Genomic DNA, 14,476 nt, shown 5'->3' with positions numbered 1-14,476 from the left:
TCGACGAGGGATCGCCCTCGGATGTGACATGAAAGGCAGACAACCATGAATGCTCCCCTGCTCGTGACGGGCGGCACCGGCACCATCGGCAGCCGCGTCGTCCCCCTGCTCAACGCCGCCGGTCACGAGGTGCGGGTGCTCTCCCGCCACCCGCGCGTCGGCGAGCCAGGAGTCCAGCATGTCGAAGCGGACACCGTCGGAGGCGCCGGACTCGCCGCGGCGTTCGACGGCGTCGAGGTGGTGCTGCACCTCGCCGGAGGGGCGAAGGGCGACGACGTCGCGGCGCGCAACGTGGCGGCCGCCGCCCGGGATGCGGGAGTGCGGCACCTGCTCCTCATCTCGGTGGTCGGCGCCGACCGGATGCCCATCGGGTACTTCCACGCCAAGGCGGAGGCCGAGCGGATCATCGCCGGCGGCGGTGTGCCGTGGACGGTGCTGCGGGCGGCGCAGCTGCACGACTTCCTGCTCCCCGTGGTGCGGGGGATGGCGAAGCTGCCGCTGCTCCCTTCCCCCGGCGGTCTGCGCTTCGAGCCCGTCGACGTCGACGCGGTCGCCGCCCGCCTCGCCGAACTCGCGCTCGCAGAGCCGGCCGGACGCGTCGCCGACATCGCGGGACCGGAGGTGCTCGACATCCGGCAGCTGGCGGAGGCGTACGCCGCGGCGAACGGCCGGAAGACCCGGGCGCGCCTGCCCATCCGCATCCCCGGGGCTGTCGGTCGCGCATACCGGGCAGGGGAGAACCTGGCGGCCGACGGCGCGCTGCGCGGAGGGCGCACCTGGCGCGAGTACTTGGACGGGCTCGCCGCGACGGCCGCGCCGGTGCCATCATGACCACATGCCCGGATACGTCGCACTGCTCCGCGGGATCAACGTCGGCGGCACGAACCCGGTCGCGATGGATGCGCTCGCCGCGAGCTTCCGCGAGGCCGGATACGAGGACGTGCGCACGCACATCCAGAGCGGCAACGTGCTGTTCTCGACCGACGTGAGCGCCGCGTCTGGTGGGCCTGCCCTCGAGGCGGCGCTGGAGTCGATGCTGCAGGAGCGGTTCGGCGCGGAGATCCCCGTGATCGTCCGGTCGAGGGACGAGCTGGCGGCGATCGTCGCCGATGCCCCTCCCGGGCACGGCTCCGCCGACCTGCGCAGCGACGTCTACTTCCTCAAGCATCCACTGACCGCCGACGAGGTGATGGCGGAGCTTCCCGAACTGCGGGCGGGCGTCGACACCATGACGCCCGGCTCCGGCGTCCTCTACTTCTCGCGCGTCAAGGCGCAGGCGACCAAGACCCGCGTCCAGCGGCTCCTGGCCATGCCGGTGTTCAAGCGGATGACCGTGCGCACCTGGGGCACGACCACCCGGCTGCTCACCCTGCTGGACGCCCCGTCTTCCTGATCGACGCTTACTGTCTCACGCGCGGGACTCCTGCACGTCGCGCGCTTTGAGGGAGGTGTACCGAGTCACCGGATGCGTGCCGAGCACCACCTTTCCTCTCGCGTGCAGATGCTGCAGGTCCGCGTATGCGTCCGCGATGGCCTCCAGCGGATAGAACCCGGAGATGAGGAGGGTGAAGGCGCGGTCGGCCGCGTACTGCGCGAGCCGCTGCAGCTGGCGGGTGCCGTGCTCGACCGCCTCCTGGTCGTCGCCGAGCAGCCGCAGCTCGGTGTCGCGCCGGTCGTCGCTCGACCGATAGCGCGCGGCAGGGACGCCGAGGAGGTTCGCGAGGTCGCGGCCGTCCTGACCGAAGTTGTCGACGAAGCAGGTGACCTGCGCTCCGCGCGCCGCCTCGTGGATGCGGTCCTGGATGTCTGGTCCGTACCGCACCGGTGTGATGCCGAGCTGACGGAGGTAGTCGAAGTTCCGGTCACCGCAGGTCCCGATCACGCGCGCGCCCGCATGTTTGGCGAGCTGGGCCTCCACGCTCCCGACCGCTCCGGCCGCCGCCGAGATGACGATCACGTCCCCGGGCCCGACGCGGAGTTCGTCCAGGGTGTCCAGCGCCGTCGCGCCGGACAGGTACAGCCCGCCGGCCGCCTCCCAGCCGACGCCCTTGGGCTTGGGGACCAGGGCTGCGACCGGCACGACCAGGTGGGTGGCGTGCGCTCCCGTCCGCACGTGCCCGATCACTTCGGACCCGACGGGGAACCCGGCGGTGTCCGGTCCGGCCTCCACCACGATCCCGGCGAAGTCGCTCCCCGATTTCCGCGGGAACGGCTCGTCCCACTCGGTCTCCGTGCCGCTCCGGATGAAGCCGTCGATGTGGCTGATGCCGGATGCGATGACTTCGACCATCACCTCCCCGGCTCCGGGCGGCGAGAGGGGACGCCTCCGCAGCTGCAGCTCGCTCGCGTCGCCGTTGCGGTCGTACTCCACGACCAGCGCTTCCGTATGCTTCTTCGACATGATCGCCTCGCTAGATCGGCTTTTAACTAGCTTAGCTAGATAATTGCGCGATGGCGAGAGGAGATTGCCGGAGCGGGCGCGCGCCGAGCCGGTCAGCCCAGCCGGAACGTCGCCCGCGGGATGTCGTCCACCAGCCGGTGCGCGATGGCGAACGCGTCCTCCTCGCTGAGCTGATGCGTGACCACGAGCGAGGACAGGAACGACGCATCCACTCGGCGGGACATGTCGTGCCTGGCCGGGATGGAGCAGAACGCGCGGGTGTCGTCGATGAAGCCGCTTGTCTTGGTGAAGCCCGCGCTGTCCGTGATGGCCTGGCGGTAGCGGAGGATGGCGGCGGGGGTGTCGAGGAACCACCACGGAGCGCCGGCGTAGACGGTCGGGTAGAACCCGGCGAGCGGCGCGATCTCGCGGGAGAACGTCGTCTCGTCCACGGTGAACAGCACGATCCGGAACGTCGAGCTGGTGCCGAAGTCGCGCAGGATCGGGGTGAGGGGAGCGGTGAAGCCGCCGACGGCCGGCAGGTCGTGGCCGGTGTCCGGCCCGTACGCGTCGAACGTCGGGCGGTGGTGGTTGCGGATCACGCCGGGGTGCAGCTGCATCACCAGGCCGTCCTCCGCGGCCATCTCGGCCAGGCGGTAGAGCATGTTCCTGCGGTAGGCGACGGCCTCCGCGGCGGTCAGGCTGCCGTCGAGCGCCGCCTGGTGGATGCGCGACGCCTCCGCCTCGGAGAGCGGCTCGCTGCCCGCGTCGATCACGCCCGTGTCGGTCGCGGTGCCTCCGGCGGCGATGAACGCCTGGCGGCGCGCGCGCAGTGCGGCGAGGAGGCCGGCGTATGTGGAGGTGTCGATGTCGGCGCGGGCGGCCAGCGCATCCAGGCGGCCGCGCCAGGTCGGCTCGTCCGGATGCATGTAGCGGTCGGCGCGGAAGGTGGGGACGACGCGGCCGGTGAAGGTCGGGTCGTCGCGGAGGCGCTGGTGCGCTGCCAGGTCGTCCGCCGGGTCGTCCGTGGTCGCCAGCGCCGAGATGCGGAACCGGTCGAACAGCGCGCGGGGGCGGAACTCCGGGCGCGTCAGGGTCTCGGCGAGCTGGTCGTAGAGTGCGTCGGCGGTGGCGGCCGATGGATGCTCAGTGAGGCCGAACACGTCGCTGAACTCCGACTCGAACCAGAACCGAACGGGCGTGCCGAGGAACGCATCCCAGTTCTCGCAGAGCCTCCGCCAGATCTCGCGGCCGGATGCGGTGGGGGCCGCTCCGTTGCGGGAGAGCCCGAGGTCGTCGAGGGGGACGCCGACGGCGTGCAGCATCCTGGTCACGTAGTGGTCGGGCGTGATCAGCAACGCCGACGGGTCGCCGAACGGGGTGTCGTCGGCGAGCATCGCCGCGGGGACGTGACCGTGCGGGGAGACGATGGGCGCGTCCGCGACGGCGGCGTGCAGGCGTCGTGCCAGGTCGCGCTCGGCAGGATCGGCCGGGAACAGGCGGTCTGGATGGGGGGCGAGCGTCGTCATCGGCGTCCTTTCGGTTCCCGCGCAGGTCCGGTGGACGACCGCACGGTGAGGTGGGTGGGCAGCGTCGCTCCCTGGCGCATCCCGATCGTGCTCTGGTCGTCGAGACGGGCGAGCAGCATCGACACGGCCGTGCGGCCCGCCTGCTCGATGGGTGCGGTGAGGGTGGTGAGCGGCGGGTTGCAGAAGTCGGCGCCGAAGATGTCGTCGCAGCCGACGATGCTGACGTCGCCCGGCACGTCGACGCCGCGCTCGCGGAACCGGGCGAGCATCCCGATGGCGAGGAGATCGTTGAAGGCGATGCACGCGGTGACGCCGGCGTGCAGCACGGCGTCCGCCGCCGCTGCTCCCGCGTACTGCCGCGGTGAGAACGGGCCGAGCCTGGTGGCCGTCACGCCGTAGCGTTCCGCGGCGCGCACCATCGCCCGCCAGCGGCCCTCGTTCGACCAGGAGGTCTCCGGTCCGGACGCGTAGCAGAGCTGCGTGTGCCCGAGGGAGACGAGGTGGCCGACGGCCTGCTCGATGCCGCTCGGGGTGTCGATGAAGATGTGCGGGACGCCCCGCGTCTGCCGGTTGATCGCCACCAGCGGGATGTCGTTGGCCAGCACCGTGAGCCGGCGGTCGGTGAGACGGGAGGCGGCGAGGATGGCGCCGTCGAACGAGCGGCGGAGCTTGTGCAGCATCCCGTCTTCGAGCTCGTCGGACTCCTCGGTGTCCACCAGGATCTGCGTGTATCCGGCGGCCTTCAGCTGCTGCTGCGTTCCGCGGATGATGCCGAAGTAGAACGGATTGGTCACATCGGAGACGAGCACGGCGATGGCTCTGGTCTTGCCGCTGGTCAGCGCTCTGGCCTGCGAGTTCGGCACGTAGTTGAGCGCGCGCGCCGCCTCCTCGATGCGCTCGCGCGTCGCAGCGTTCACGCGGCCGGGATTGGAGAGCGCGCGGGAGACCGTCGAGGTGGCCACGCCACTGACGGCGGCCACGTCTGCGAGGGTGGCTGGGCGATCCGACCCCGCTCCGGCGAGAGGTTGCATGACGCCATCTCAGCACACGATGGCAATTTTTGGCAATCGGTTGCAGCAACATTGCCGTGGTGCCTAGAGTCCTCAGCAACCATCCTCCGTGCACCAGCAGAGGGTGCTGACAACTCACGTCCCTGTCTCAAAGGAGAGTCACGAATGAGATCTCGCATCGCGCTCGGCGCGGTCGCCGGGCTGGCCGTCATCGGCCTGGCCCTGAGCGGCTGCTCCTCGTCGGGGAGCACCAACTCCTCCACCTCCGGCCCCGTCGACGGCAAGGGCAAGACCCTCGACGTCATGATCGCCGCCAACTCGCTCTATCCGACCGAACAGCAGCAGTGGTTCAAGGATGTCTCGGCTCAGTTCGAGAAGGAGACGGGAGCCACGGTCAAGTTCGAGACCTTCGCCTCCGCGAACGACGAGCTGACCAAGATCCAGACCTCGGTGCTGAGCGGCCAGGGTCCGGACATCTACGACCTCGGCACCACCTTCACTCCCACCGCGTACTCCACCGGTGCGTTCGTGAAGCTCACCGACGACGACTGGAAGAAGGTCGGCGGCCGGGACCGCTTCGTCCCCGCGACCCTCGGCATCTCCGGACCGGATGAGAAGAACGAGGTCGGCATCCCGTTCCTCAGCCGCCCGTTCGTCCTGGCGTACAACAAGGATCTGCTGAAGGCCGCGGGCATCGACAAGCCGGCCGACACCTGGGACGGACTGGCCGAGCAGGCCAAGAAGCTGACCACGGGTGACGTGCACGGCATGGCGATTGCATACGCGGACAGCTTCGACCCGTGGAAGTTCGTCTGGGCGATGTCGATGCAGCAGGGAAACACCATCCTGGATCTGAAGAGCAAGAAGGCGACGATCGACGACGACGCCGTGAAGAAGGCGTACGAGACGTACTTCGGCTGGCTCACCAAGGACAAGGTGGTCGACCCCGCCTCGATCGGGTGGAAGAACGCCCAGGCCGTCGCCGCCTTCGCCGATGGCAAGGCCGCATTCCTGCCGATGGTGTCGTCGTCCTCGCAGGTCTCGCTCGACAAATCCGGCGTCGCAGGCAAGTACGCGTACGCAGTGATGCCGACCATCCCGCCGGGAGCCACCAAGCTGCCGAGCGACGGCAAGGCCGCCGCGACGATCATCTCGGGCGACAACATGGTCGTGGCCAAGTACTCGAAGAACCAGGATCTGGCCTTCGCCCTGATCAAGATGCTCACCAGCACCGACAACCAGGTGAAGTACACCAAGACCTTCGGGGATCTTCCGACGAACGCCGACGCGGCCAAGCAGATCGAGAACGGGAACGAGCTCATCGCCCCGATCCTCGAAGCGGGCACGAAGGCGTACGGAACACCGTTCAGCGGCGCGTGGGGAGACACCCAGCTCGCGCTGGTGAACGTGGTGGTGCAGTCCATCCCGTCGCTGTCGAGCGGTTCCGTCTCGTCCTCCGACCTCGACGCCAAGCTCAAGACGGCGCAGGACGCCGCGCAGAGCTCGCTGAACAAGGCCAAGTAGCCGGGACCGATCATGTCCAACTCCACCCTGGCCGCGCCGGAAGGCGCGACCGGCCACGAGAGCGGTTCGCCCGCGGGGTCCACCCCCGCGGGCGGCCGCCCCGGCCGAACTGAGAGCCCCCGCCGCAAGCGCAAGTACGAGCGCAACCGGCCGCTCTGGATGCTGCTGCCCGGCGGCATCCTCATGCTCATCATCATCGTGGTGCCGCTGATCGTGGCCGCGGTGATGTCCTCCCTCGACCTCGACCAGTACACGCTGCAGAGCTGGCTGCAAGCGCCGTTCATCGGCCTGCAGAACTACGTCGAGGCGATCACGTCGTCGTCGCTGCTGCGCTCCATCGGCATCAGCGTCTCGTTCGCGCTGATCGCGGCCGTCGTCACCATGCCGATCGGCCTCGCGGCCGCCCTGGCGACGCAGAACAAGTTCCGCGGCCGTGCGCTGGTCCGCTCGCTCTTCCTCATCCCGTACGTGCTGCCCGCGTTCGTGGTCGGCACACTCTGGCGCACGATGCTGCAGCCGGGCGGCGTCGTCGACTCCGTTCTCGGCGGGATGGGCATCCACACCGGGCTGTTCCTCAACGGCCCTCTCAGCTACTGGTCGCTGATCGTCGTGCAGATCTGGACGTCGTGGCCGTTCTTCTACCTGCTCGTGCTCGCCGGTCTGCAGTCCGTGGACCACGAGGTGCACGAGGCGGCGGCGATCGACGGCGCGACCTGGTGGATCAAGCTCCGCTCGGTGATCCTGCCGTACCTGCGCGGTCCGATCCTGCTGGCGCTGATCATCGCGTTCCTGCACAACATCAACGCGTTCACGCTGCCGTTCGTGCTGTTCGGCGTCCCCGCCCCTCAGGATGTGGACGTTCTGCCGGTGCTCACCTACGTCACCAGCTTCCAGAGCTTCCGCTTCGGCCTGAGTGCCGCCATGGCGATCTGCTCGCTTGTGCTCATCGCGATCCCGCTGTTCATCTACCTGCGGGCCGTGAAACTCGACTCTGGGGAAGAGGAACAACGATGACCGCCGTCAAGCCGTCCTCGGCCGACATCACCCGCCTGCTCCCTCGGCCGCTGCTCGTCGTGGTGATCACGGTGCTGCTGGTGATCGTGCTCGGCCCCGTGCTCTACATGCTGTTCGCGTCAGTCAACTCCGACGTCTCCGTCGCCGGGGGAGCGTTCTTCCCGACCGAGCTACACCTCGACAACTACCTCAAGGTGTGGACGACGGTGGATCTGGGCACCGGCCTGATGAACAGCGTGATCGTCTGCGTGGCTGTCGCCATCGTCTGCGCGTTCCTCGCCGTCGCGACGGCGTACGTGCTGGTCCGCTACGACTTCCGCGGGCGCCTGACCTTCCTGCGCGGGCTCCTCGGCCTGCAGTCGATCCCCGGAACGCTGATGCTGCTCCCGGTGTTCGTGCTGTTCTCGTCGACCGCCAGCCTGCTCGGCGTGCAGATCATCGGGACGCGCTGGGCGGTGTTCATCACCTACCTGACGTTCGCGCTCCCGTTCTCCACCTGGGTCATGGTCACCTACCTGCGCGGCCTGCCCAAGGCGCTGGAGGAGGCGGCGCGCATCGACGGTGCGTCGTCGTGGCGCATCCTGACCCGCATCGTGGTGCCGCTCAGCTGGCCGGGCATCGTCGTCTCCGGCATCTTCGCGTTCCTGCTCGGCTGGAACGACGTGCTGTTCGCATCCGTGCTGACCAACCCGGAGACCCGCACCGCCGCCGTGGCGCTGCAGGTCTTCGGGGCGACGCAAGAGGGTGGCGCGGTCCCGCTCTACGGGCAGATGATGGCGGCGTCCCTCATCTGTGCCGTGCCGGTGGTCGTGCTGTACCTCGTGTTCCAGCGCTACCTCGTCGGTGGCCTGACCTCTGGAGGAGTGAAGTGAGCCAGAACGCTCAGAATTCAGTGAGCTGGGCCCTGTCGGGCTTCGGCGACGAGATCGATCAGGACCCTGTCGTGCAGGTCGCGGTGCTGCAGGCACTCGGCGCGAACCACATCGAGGTGCGCAGCGCCTGGGGCGTGAACATCGTGGACCTCGACGCCGAGCAGCTCGATCGGCTCGCCGGCGTCTTCGCCGAGCGGGGGATGGGCGTCTCGGCCATCGCATCCCCGATCGGCAAAGTGGATGTGTCCCTCCCCGTCGAGCACGAGGTCGAACGTCTCGGCCGTGCCATCGCAGCAGCGCATCGCCTCGGCACGCGCTACATCCGCCTGTTCTCCTTCTATTACGGGGACGGCGTCGCGGTCGAGAGCATCCGCGACGACGTGATGCTCCGGATGCGCGCCCTCGCGGACGCGGCGGAGGCCGCGGACGTCGTGCTGCTGCACGAGAACGAGAAGGACATCTACGGAGACACCCCGGAGCGCTGCCTCGACATCGTCGAGACGGTCGCATCGCCGAACCTCCGGCTCGCCTGGGACAGCGCGAACTTCGTGCAGGTCGGCGTCGCGCATCCGTTCGACGACGGATACGCCATGCTCCGGCCGCACCTCGAGTACCTGCAGGTGAAGGACGCTCTCAGCGCCACCGGAGACGTCACCCCCGCCGGGGAGGGCGATGGCCAGCTCCTCGCCACCCTCACCGCCCTGCGCGACGACGGGTACACCGGCTTCGCCTCGCTCGAACCCCACCTCGCCGACGTGAATAACATGGGCGGCTTCTCCGGACCGGAGGCGTTCGGCCGCGCGGGCCGCGCGTTCCGCCGCCTCACCGACCAGATTGGAGTGCAGCTCGTATGAGCGCTCGCCTGAACGTGGCCATCGTCGGCTGCGGCATCATCGGACTCAACCACGCCAGGGCCATCGCCCGGCACCCCGACCTCGCGATCACCGCCCTGGTGGATGCGGTCCCCGCCGCCGCGAGTGCGCTCGCCGACCAGATCGTGTCCGAGTTCGGCGTGCAGCGGCCTGCCGAGTTCGAGACCCTGCCCGCCGCCGTGGCGGGAGCACCGGTCGACATCGTCGTGATCTGCACCCCCAGCGGACTGCACGTGCAGCTCGCCGAGGAGGCGCTCGCCGCGGGCAAGCACGTGGTGATCGAGAAGCCGCTGGACGTGTCGATGGCGCGGGCCAGGCGCATCCTGGAGCTGTCGCGCGAGGCGGAGCGGAACGGACTGGTGGTCTCGGTGATCAGCCAGCACCGCTTCGATCCGGCCTCCGTGGTGGTCGCCGACGCCGCCCACAGCGGCGCGTTCGGCCGCGTGACCAGCGGTATCGCATCCGTGGCCTGGTGGCGCAGTCAGGACTACTACGACTCCGGCCAGTGGCGGGGCACCTGGGAGCTCGACGGCGGAGGTGCGGTGATGAATCAGGGCGTCCACACCGTCGACCTGCTGGTCTGGTTCCTGGGCCGTCCTGTCGAGATCGTCGCCCAGACGGCGCTGCTCGCCCACGAGCGCGTCGAGGTGGAGGACATCGCCGTCGCGACGGTGCGGTTCGAGTCCGGCGCGCTCGCCGTCGTGCACGCGACCACCGCCGCGTATCCGGGCGGTTCCGTGCGTCTTCAGGTGCTCGGCGACCGCGGGTCGGCGATCATCGAGGACGACCAGCTGGAGTATTTCGGCACCGCGGACCCCGCGGCGTTCGACCCGACAGGGGCGAGCGTCGTGAACAGGGCGGCGGAGCTCGTCGACGCGAGCGAGGTGCGCGGCGGAGAACGCGGCGCAGACCGTTTCATCGTCGGCCACCTGCGCCAGTACGAGGACGTGGTGGATGCGATCGAGCAGCACCGCGCGCCGGGCGTCACCGTCGAGGACGCGTTCGTGTCGCTCGCTGTCGTGCGTGCCATCTACCTGTCGGCCACCCTCGGCCGTCCCATCGCGTTCGACGAGGTGCTCTCCGGGGCGCTCGACGACATCACCGTCACGACAGGAGCCTGAGCCATGAAGTTCTCGGTTTTCACCGCATCCACCCCGGACTGGACGCTCGCCGAGGCGGTTGAGACGCTCGCCGCCCAGGGCTGGGACGGGATCGAGTGGCGCGTCATCGACCAGGACGACGCGACCCCCGCCGGCTTCTGGGCGGGCAACCGCTCCACCTGGCCGCTCACCGGCCTGGAGGAGTCCGTGCCGGAGATCGCGCGGCTCACGGCGGAGGCCGGACTCGAGTTCTCCGGCATCGGCGGCTACGCGCGCTGCGACGACCACGCGAACGTCGACAGGATGCTCGCAGCCACCGCAGCGCTCGGCGCCCGGCAGGTGCGCGTCACCATGCCGCGCACGGACGCCGGAGACTACCGGGAACTGTTCGCCTCCGCCCGTCGCGACGTCGAGCGGGCGGCAGCCCGGGCGGGAGAGCTGGGCGTGAAGGCGCTGGTCGAGCTGCACCACGAGACCATCACCGCGTCGGCGTCGGCCGCGTTCCGGCTGATCGACGGCATCGACCCGGAGACCGTCGGTGTGATCCACGACCTCGGCAACCTCATCATCGAGGGCCAGGAGGCGACGCTGTCCGCCTTCCAGCTGCTCGGCCCGTACCTCGCGCACGTGCACGTCAAGAACGCGGCGTGGCTGCCGGGCGAGCCGGAGGCGGACGGCACCGTGCGCTGGCACCACGCGTGGGCGCCGCTGCGCACCGGCACCGGCGACGTGGAGGCGTACTTCACCGCGCTGCACACCTACGGCTATGACGGCTGGGTCACCGTGGAGGACTTCTCCACGGAGCTGCCCCTCGCGGAGCGCACGCGCGACAACCTCGCCTACCTGCGCGAGGTCGAATCCCGCACCCGCTCCCTGGCGTCGGCGACCGCATGACGCCGCCGCCGCGCTCAGCGCGTCACCCCGTCCGCATCGTGCACCTCGGCCTCGGGGCGTTCCACCGGGCGCACCAGGCCTGGTACACCCAGCGTGCGAACGAGCGCGGCGGGCAGGGCGACGGCTGGGGGATCGCGGCCTTCACCGGCCGCAGCCCGGAGGCGGCGCGCGTGCTCGCGACCCAGGATGCGGTCTACACACTGATCGAGCGCGGCCCCGCCTCCGACACTGCGACCATCGTGGATGCGCTGAGCACCGTCGCGGACGGCGGTGACACCGAGCGTTGGCGTGCAGCCGTCGCCGACCCGGCCGTCGCGGTGATCACCCTGACGGTCACCGAGGCCGGCTACCGTCCGTCGGTGGAGGTACTCGACGCCGACCGGGCGTCGCTGGTGGCGGGGGAGGGCGCATCCACTGCCCCCGGCCGCCTGGTCGACGGCTTGCGGGCGCGCCGAGCGGCTGGCGTCGCCGGGCTCGCCGTGGTCAGCTGCGACAACCTGCCGGGCAACGGGGAGGTGGCGCGGGAGGCCGTGCTCGGCCTCGCCGGACAGGTCGACCCCGGCCTTGCCGACTGGATCACGTCCGAGGTCTCGTTCGTCTCGTCGATGGTGGACAGGATCACCCCGGCGACCACCGACGCCGATCGCACGGCCGCGGCTGCCCTCACCGGTTACGACGACGCGGCCCCCGTGGTCACCGAGCCGTTCAGCGAGTGGGTGCTGAGCGGCGCGTTCCCCGCCGGACGTCCGGACTGGGAGGCCGTCGGCGCGCAGTTCGTCGACGACATCGAGCCGTACGAGCGCCGCAAGCTCTGGCTGCTCAACGCCGGGCACTCGCTGCTCGCATACCGCGGCCTGCTCCGCGGCCACCAGACCATCGCGGAGGCGATGGCCGACGACGACATCGCCGCCGACCTCGAACGGCTCTGGGCGGAAGCGCGCACCGAGCTGCCGTTCGAGGACGAGACGCTGGATGCGGCGACCGCCGCCCTCCGCGACCGTTTCGGCAACGCGCGCATCGAGCACACGCTCGCGCAGATCGCGTCGGACGGCTCGCAGAAGCTCGGCCCGCGCATCCTGGATCCGCTGCGGTCGAGGCTGGCGGCGGGACGCGCGCCGGGCGAGGCGCAGGCCACTGCACTCGCCGCCTGGGCACTGCACCTGCTCGGCCCCGACGTGCGCGACCCGGGAGCTGCCGCCCTCGCGGAGACCCTGCGCGCTACTCCGGACGACGATGCGGCGCTCGCCGCCGGCGTCCTCGCCGCACTCGCACCCGACCTGGCGCGCGAGAGCGCCGTGACCGACCTCATCCAGAACCGGATCGCACAGCTGCGCGCCGGAGCCATCACCGAACCACCGCTACCGACAGGAGCACACTGACATGCGAATCACCTCCGCCGAGGTCCTCGTCTCGAGCCCCGGCCGCAACTTCGTCACCCTCAGGATCACGACGGAGGACGGCGTCACCGGCCTCGGCGACGCGACCCTGAACGGCCGCGAGCTTGCAGTCGCCGCCTACCTGAGCGAGCACGTCGTGCCGCTGCTGATCGGGCGGGACGCGCAGCAGATCGAGGACACCTGGCAGTACCTCTACCGCGGCGCGTACTGGCGCAGGGGTCCGGTGACGATGGCGTCCATCGCCGCCGTGGACACCGCGCTCTGGGACATCAAGGCCAAGGTCGCCGGGATGCCGCTGTATCAGCTGCTCGGCGGGCGCAGCCGCGAGGGTCTGCTCGTCTACGGTCACGCATCCGGTGCCGAGTTGCCCGAACTGTTCGACTCGATCACCGAGCACCTGGAGGAGGGCTACCGTGCTGTCCGCGTGCAGACGGGCATCCCGGGCCTGCCGTCGGTGTACGGGGTGGCGTCGAGCAAGAATGCGGCGGCAGGTGCCGGCTCCGGTTCGGACGCGCGCTACGACTACGAGCCGGCCCGCCGCAGCGCCGTGCCCGTAGAGGAGTCGTGGGACACCCGCGCATACCTGCGCCACGCTCCGACGGTGTTCGAGGCGGTGCGTAACGAGTTCGGCGCCGAGCTGCCGCTGCTGCACGACGCGCACCATCGGCTCACGCCGATCCAGGCGGCCAAGCTCGGCAAATCCCTCGAACCGTACGACCTGTTCTGGCTCGAAGACGTGACCCCCGCCGAGAACCAGGCGGCGCTCCGCCGGGTGCGCGAGCACACCACGACGCCGCTGGCGATCGGCGAGGTGTTCAACACGATCTGGGACTACCGCGAGCTGTTCGAGGAGCAGCTGATCGACTACGTGCGCTCTCCTGTCACGCACGCCGGCGGCATCACGGGCCTGCGGCGCATCTTCGATTACGCTTCGGTGTACCAGATCAAGTCCGGCGTGCACGGACCCACCGACGTCTCACCCGTCGGGCTCGCGGCCGCCATCCACCTCGGCATCGCCATCCCCAACTTCGGGATCCAGGAGTACATGCAGCACAGTCCGACCACCCACGAGGTCTTCCGCACCACGTACAGCTTCGAAGACGGGATGCTGAAGCCCAGCGACGCCCCCGGCATCGGTGTCGACTACGACGAGATCGTCGCGCAGTCGTTCCCGTACGAGGCCGCATACCTCCCGGTCAACCGTCTCCTCGACGGTTCGATGCACGACTGGTGAGCGGCGCACTGGGGGAGCACCCGCGCGTCGTCGTGATGGGGGTGTCCGGCTCCGGCAAGAGCACGATCGGCGCCCTCATCGCCGCCGACCTCGGCCTCCCCTTCCTCGACGGCGACGCGCTGCACCCGATCGAGAACGTACGCAAGATGGCGGGAGGCACCCCTCTCAACGACGCCGACCGGGCCCCCTGGCTGCGCGCGGTCGGCCGTGCCTTGGCGGACGCCCCCGGCGGCCTGGTGATCGCCTGCTCAGCGTTGAAGCGCGCATACCGCGACCTCATCGCCTCTGAGGCCCCCGGCGCGGTCTTCGTTCACCTGGCGGGCACGCGCGAGGTCCTGGCCGCGCGCATGGAAGGCCGCACGGACCACTTCATGCCGACCACGCTGCTCGACTCGCAGCTGGCGACGCTGCAACCGCTCGAGGCGGACGAGCGCGGGGTGACGATCGACGTGTCTGCGCCGGTGGATGCGGTGGTTCAGCAGGCGGTCGTGGCAGTGCGGGAGCTCGTCTGACCGATCGCACGGCGCACTGACGGAACCGATTTCGCACCCGTATTCTGCCGCCCGATTGCCGGAAGTTTTCGGCGTGCCTATCGTCGCGAAGCATCCGGAGTCCCGCTGAGGACCCGGGCTTTCACCGACGAAAGAGGA

At 69.9% G+C, this 14,476-nt stretch carries 14 protein-coding genes; 11 read left to right on the top strand and 3 right to left on the bottom strand.

The features are described from left to right. The first annotated feature begins 45 nt into the window (after window positions 1–45). Together B7438_RS12395 and B7438_RS12390 are read left to right on the top strand one after the other, a co-directional pair. Complete coding sequence (locus B7438_RS12395) at window positions 46–831, top strand: SDR family oxidoreductase (RefSeq protein WP_085369908.1); 786 nt, start codon at window positions 46–48, stop codon at window positions 829–831. A gap of 4 nt (window positions 832–835) precedes the next feature. Next, window positions 836–1,393: a DUF1697 domain-containing protein gene (locus B7438_RS12390; RefSeq protein WP_085369907.1), complete on the top strand. Its 558-nt coding sequence runs from the start codon at window positions 836–838 to the stop codon at window positions 1,391–1,393. A 15-nt stretch (window positions 1,394–1,408) separates the two neighbouring features. Here B7438_RS12390 and B7438_RS12385 read toward each other — a convergent pair whose 3' ends face one another. From B7438_RS12385 to B7438_RS12375, 3 genes are all read right to left on the bottom strand, one after another. Next, a complete protein-coding gene (locus tag B7438_RS12385; protein WP_085369906.1) occupies window positions 1,409–2,401 on the bottom strand; it encodes an NADP-dependent oxidoreductase in 993 nt (330 codons plus the stop codon). Between the two features lie 92 nt (window positions 2,402–2,493). Continuing rightward, window positions 2,494–3,909 (bottom strand): glucuronate isomerase, encoded by a 1,416-nt coding sequence (gene uxaC, locus B7438_RS12380; RefSeq protein WP_085369905.1) that lies wholly within the window; start codon window positions 3,907–3,909, stop codon window positions 2,494–2,496. Continuing rightward, window positions 3,906–4,940: a LacI family DNA-binding transcriptional regulator gene (locus B7438_RS12375; protein WP_085369904.1), complete on the bottom strand. Its 1,035-nt coding sequence runs from the start codon at window positions 4,938–4,940 to the stop codon at window positions 3,906–3,908. Before B7438_RS12375 ends, uxaC begins: the two co-directional genes overlap by 4 nt. A 144-nt stretch (window positions 4,941–5,084) precedes the next feature. On the opposite strand from B7438_RS12375, the gene B7438_RS12370 reads away from it, so the two are divergent. From B7438_RS12370 to B7438_RS12330, 9 genes are read left to right on the top strand one after another with little or no spacing between them, the layout of a single operon-like run. Next, window positions 5,085–6,443 carry an ABC transporter substrate-binding protein gene (locus tag B7438_RS12370; protein WP_085369903.1) on the top strand — a complete coding sequence of 453 codons (1,359 nt, stop codon included), beginning with the start codon at window positions 5,085–5,087 and terminating at the stop codon, window positions 6,441–6,443. A 12-nt stretch (window positions 6,444–6,455) separates the two neighbouring features. Beyond that, entirely contained in the window at window positions 6,456–7,457 is a 1,002-nt protein-coding gene (locus B7438_RS12365) for a carbohydrate ABC transporter permease (protein ID WP_085369902.1), read from the top strand. Next, window positions 7,454–8,329 carry a carbohydrate ABC transporter permease gene (locus tag B7438_RS12360; RefSeq protein ID WP_085369901.1) on the top strand — a complete coding sequence of 292 codons (876 nt, stop codon included), beginning with the start codon at window positions 7,454–7,456 and terminating at the stop codon, window positions 8,327–8,329. The genes B7438_RS12365 and B7438_RS12360 overlap by 4 nt, the downstream gene beginning before the upstream one ends. 20 nt (window positions 8,330–8,349) lie before the next feature. Next, complete coding sequence (locus B7438_RS12355) at window positions 8,350–9,183, top strand: sugar phosphate isomerase/epimerase (RefSeq protein WP_085369900.1); 834 nt, start codon at window positions 8,350–8,352, stop codon at window positions 9,181–9,183. After that, the gene (locus B7438_RS12350; RefSeq protein WP_085369899.1) at window positions 9,180–10,322 is read left to right on the top strand and encodes a Gfo/Idh/MocA family protein; all 1,143 of its coding nucleotides are present in this window, start codon (window positions 9,180–9,182) and stop codon (window positions 10,320–10,322) included. Before B7438_RS12355 ends, B7438_RS12350 begins: the two co-directional genes overlap by 4 nt. Window positions 10,323–10,325: 3 nt before the next feature. Continuing rightward, on the top strand, window positions 10,326–11,195 hold the full coding sequence (locus tag B7438_RS12345) for a sugar phosphate isomerase/epimerase (RefSeq protein ID WP_085369898.1): 870 nt from the start codon (window positions 10,326–10,328) through the stop codon (window positions 11,193–11,195). Beyond that, complete coding sequence (locus tag B7438_RS12340; RefSeq protein ID WP_085369897.1) at window positions 11,192–12,574, top strand: mannitol dehydrogenase family protein; 1,383 nt, start codon at window positions 11,192–11,194, stop codon at window positions 12,572–12,574. The genes B7438_RS12345 and B7438_RS12340 overlap by 4 nt, the downstream gene beginning before the upstream one ends. A gap of 1 nt (window position 12,575) precedes the next feature. After that, window positions 12,576–13,826, top strand: a complete 1,251-nt coding sequence (gene manD, locus B7438_RS12335; RefSeq protein WP_085369896.1) for a D-mannonate dehydratase ManD — start codon at window positions 12,576–12,578, stop codon at window positions 13,824–13,826. After that, on the top strand, window positions 13,823–14,338 hold the full coding sequence (locus tag B7438_RS12330; protein WP_256922007.1) for a gluconokinase: 516 nt from the start codon (window positions 13,823–13,825) through the stop codon (window positions 14,336–14,338). Before manD ends, B7438_RS12330 begins: the two co-directional genes overlap by 4 nt. Window positions 14,339–14,476 lie beyond the last annotated feature (138 nt).

It is taken from the genome of Leifsonia sp. NCR5 (assembly GCF_002105485.1).
Taxonomy (GTDB): domain Bacteria; phylum Actinomycetota; class Actinomycetes; order Actinomycetales; family Microbacteriaceae; genus Leifsonia.
The sequence above is the reverse complement of the archived record's forward strand: the minus strand, read 5'-3'. Positions and strand labels throughout refer to the sequence as shown.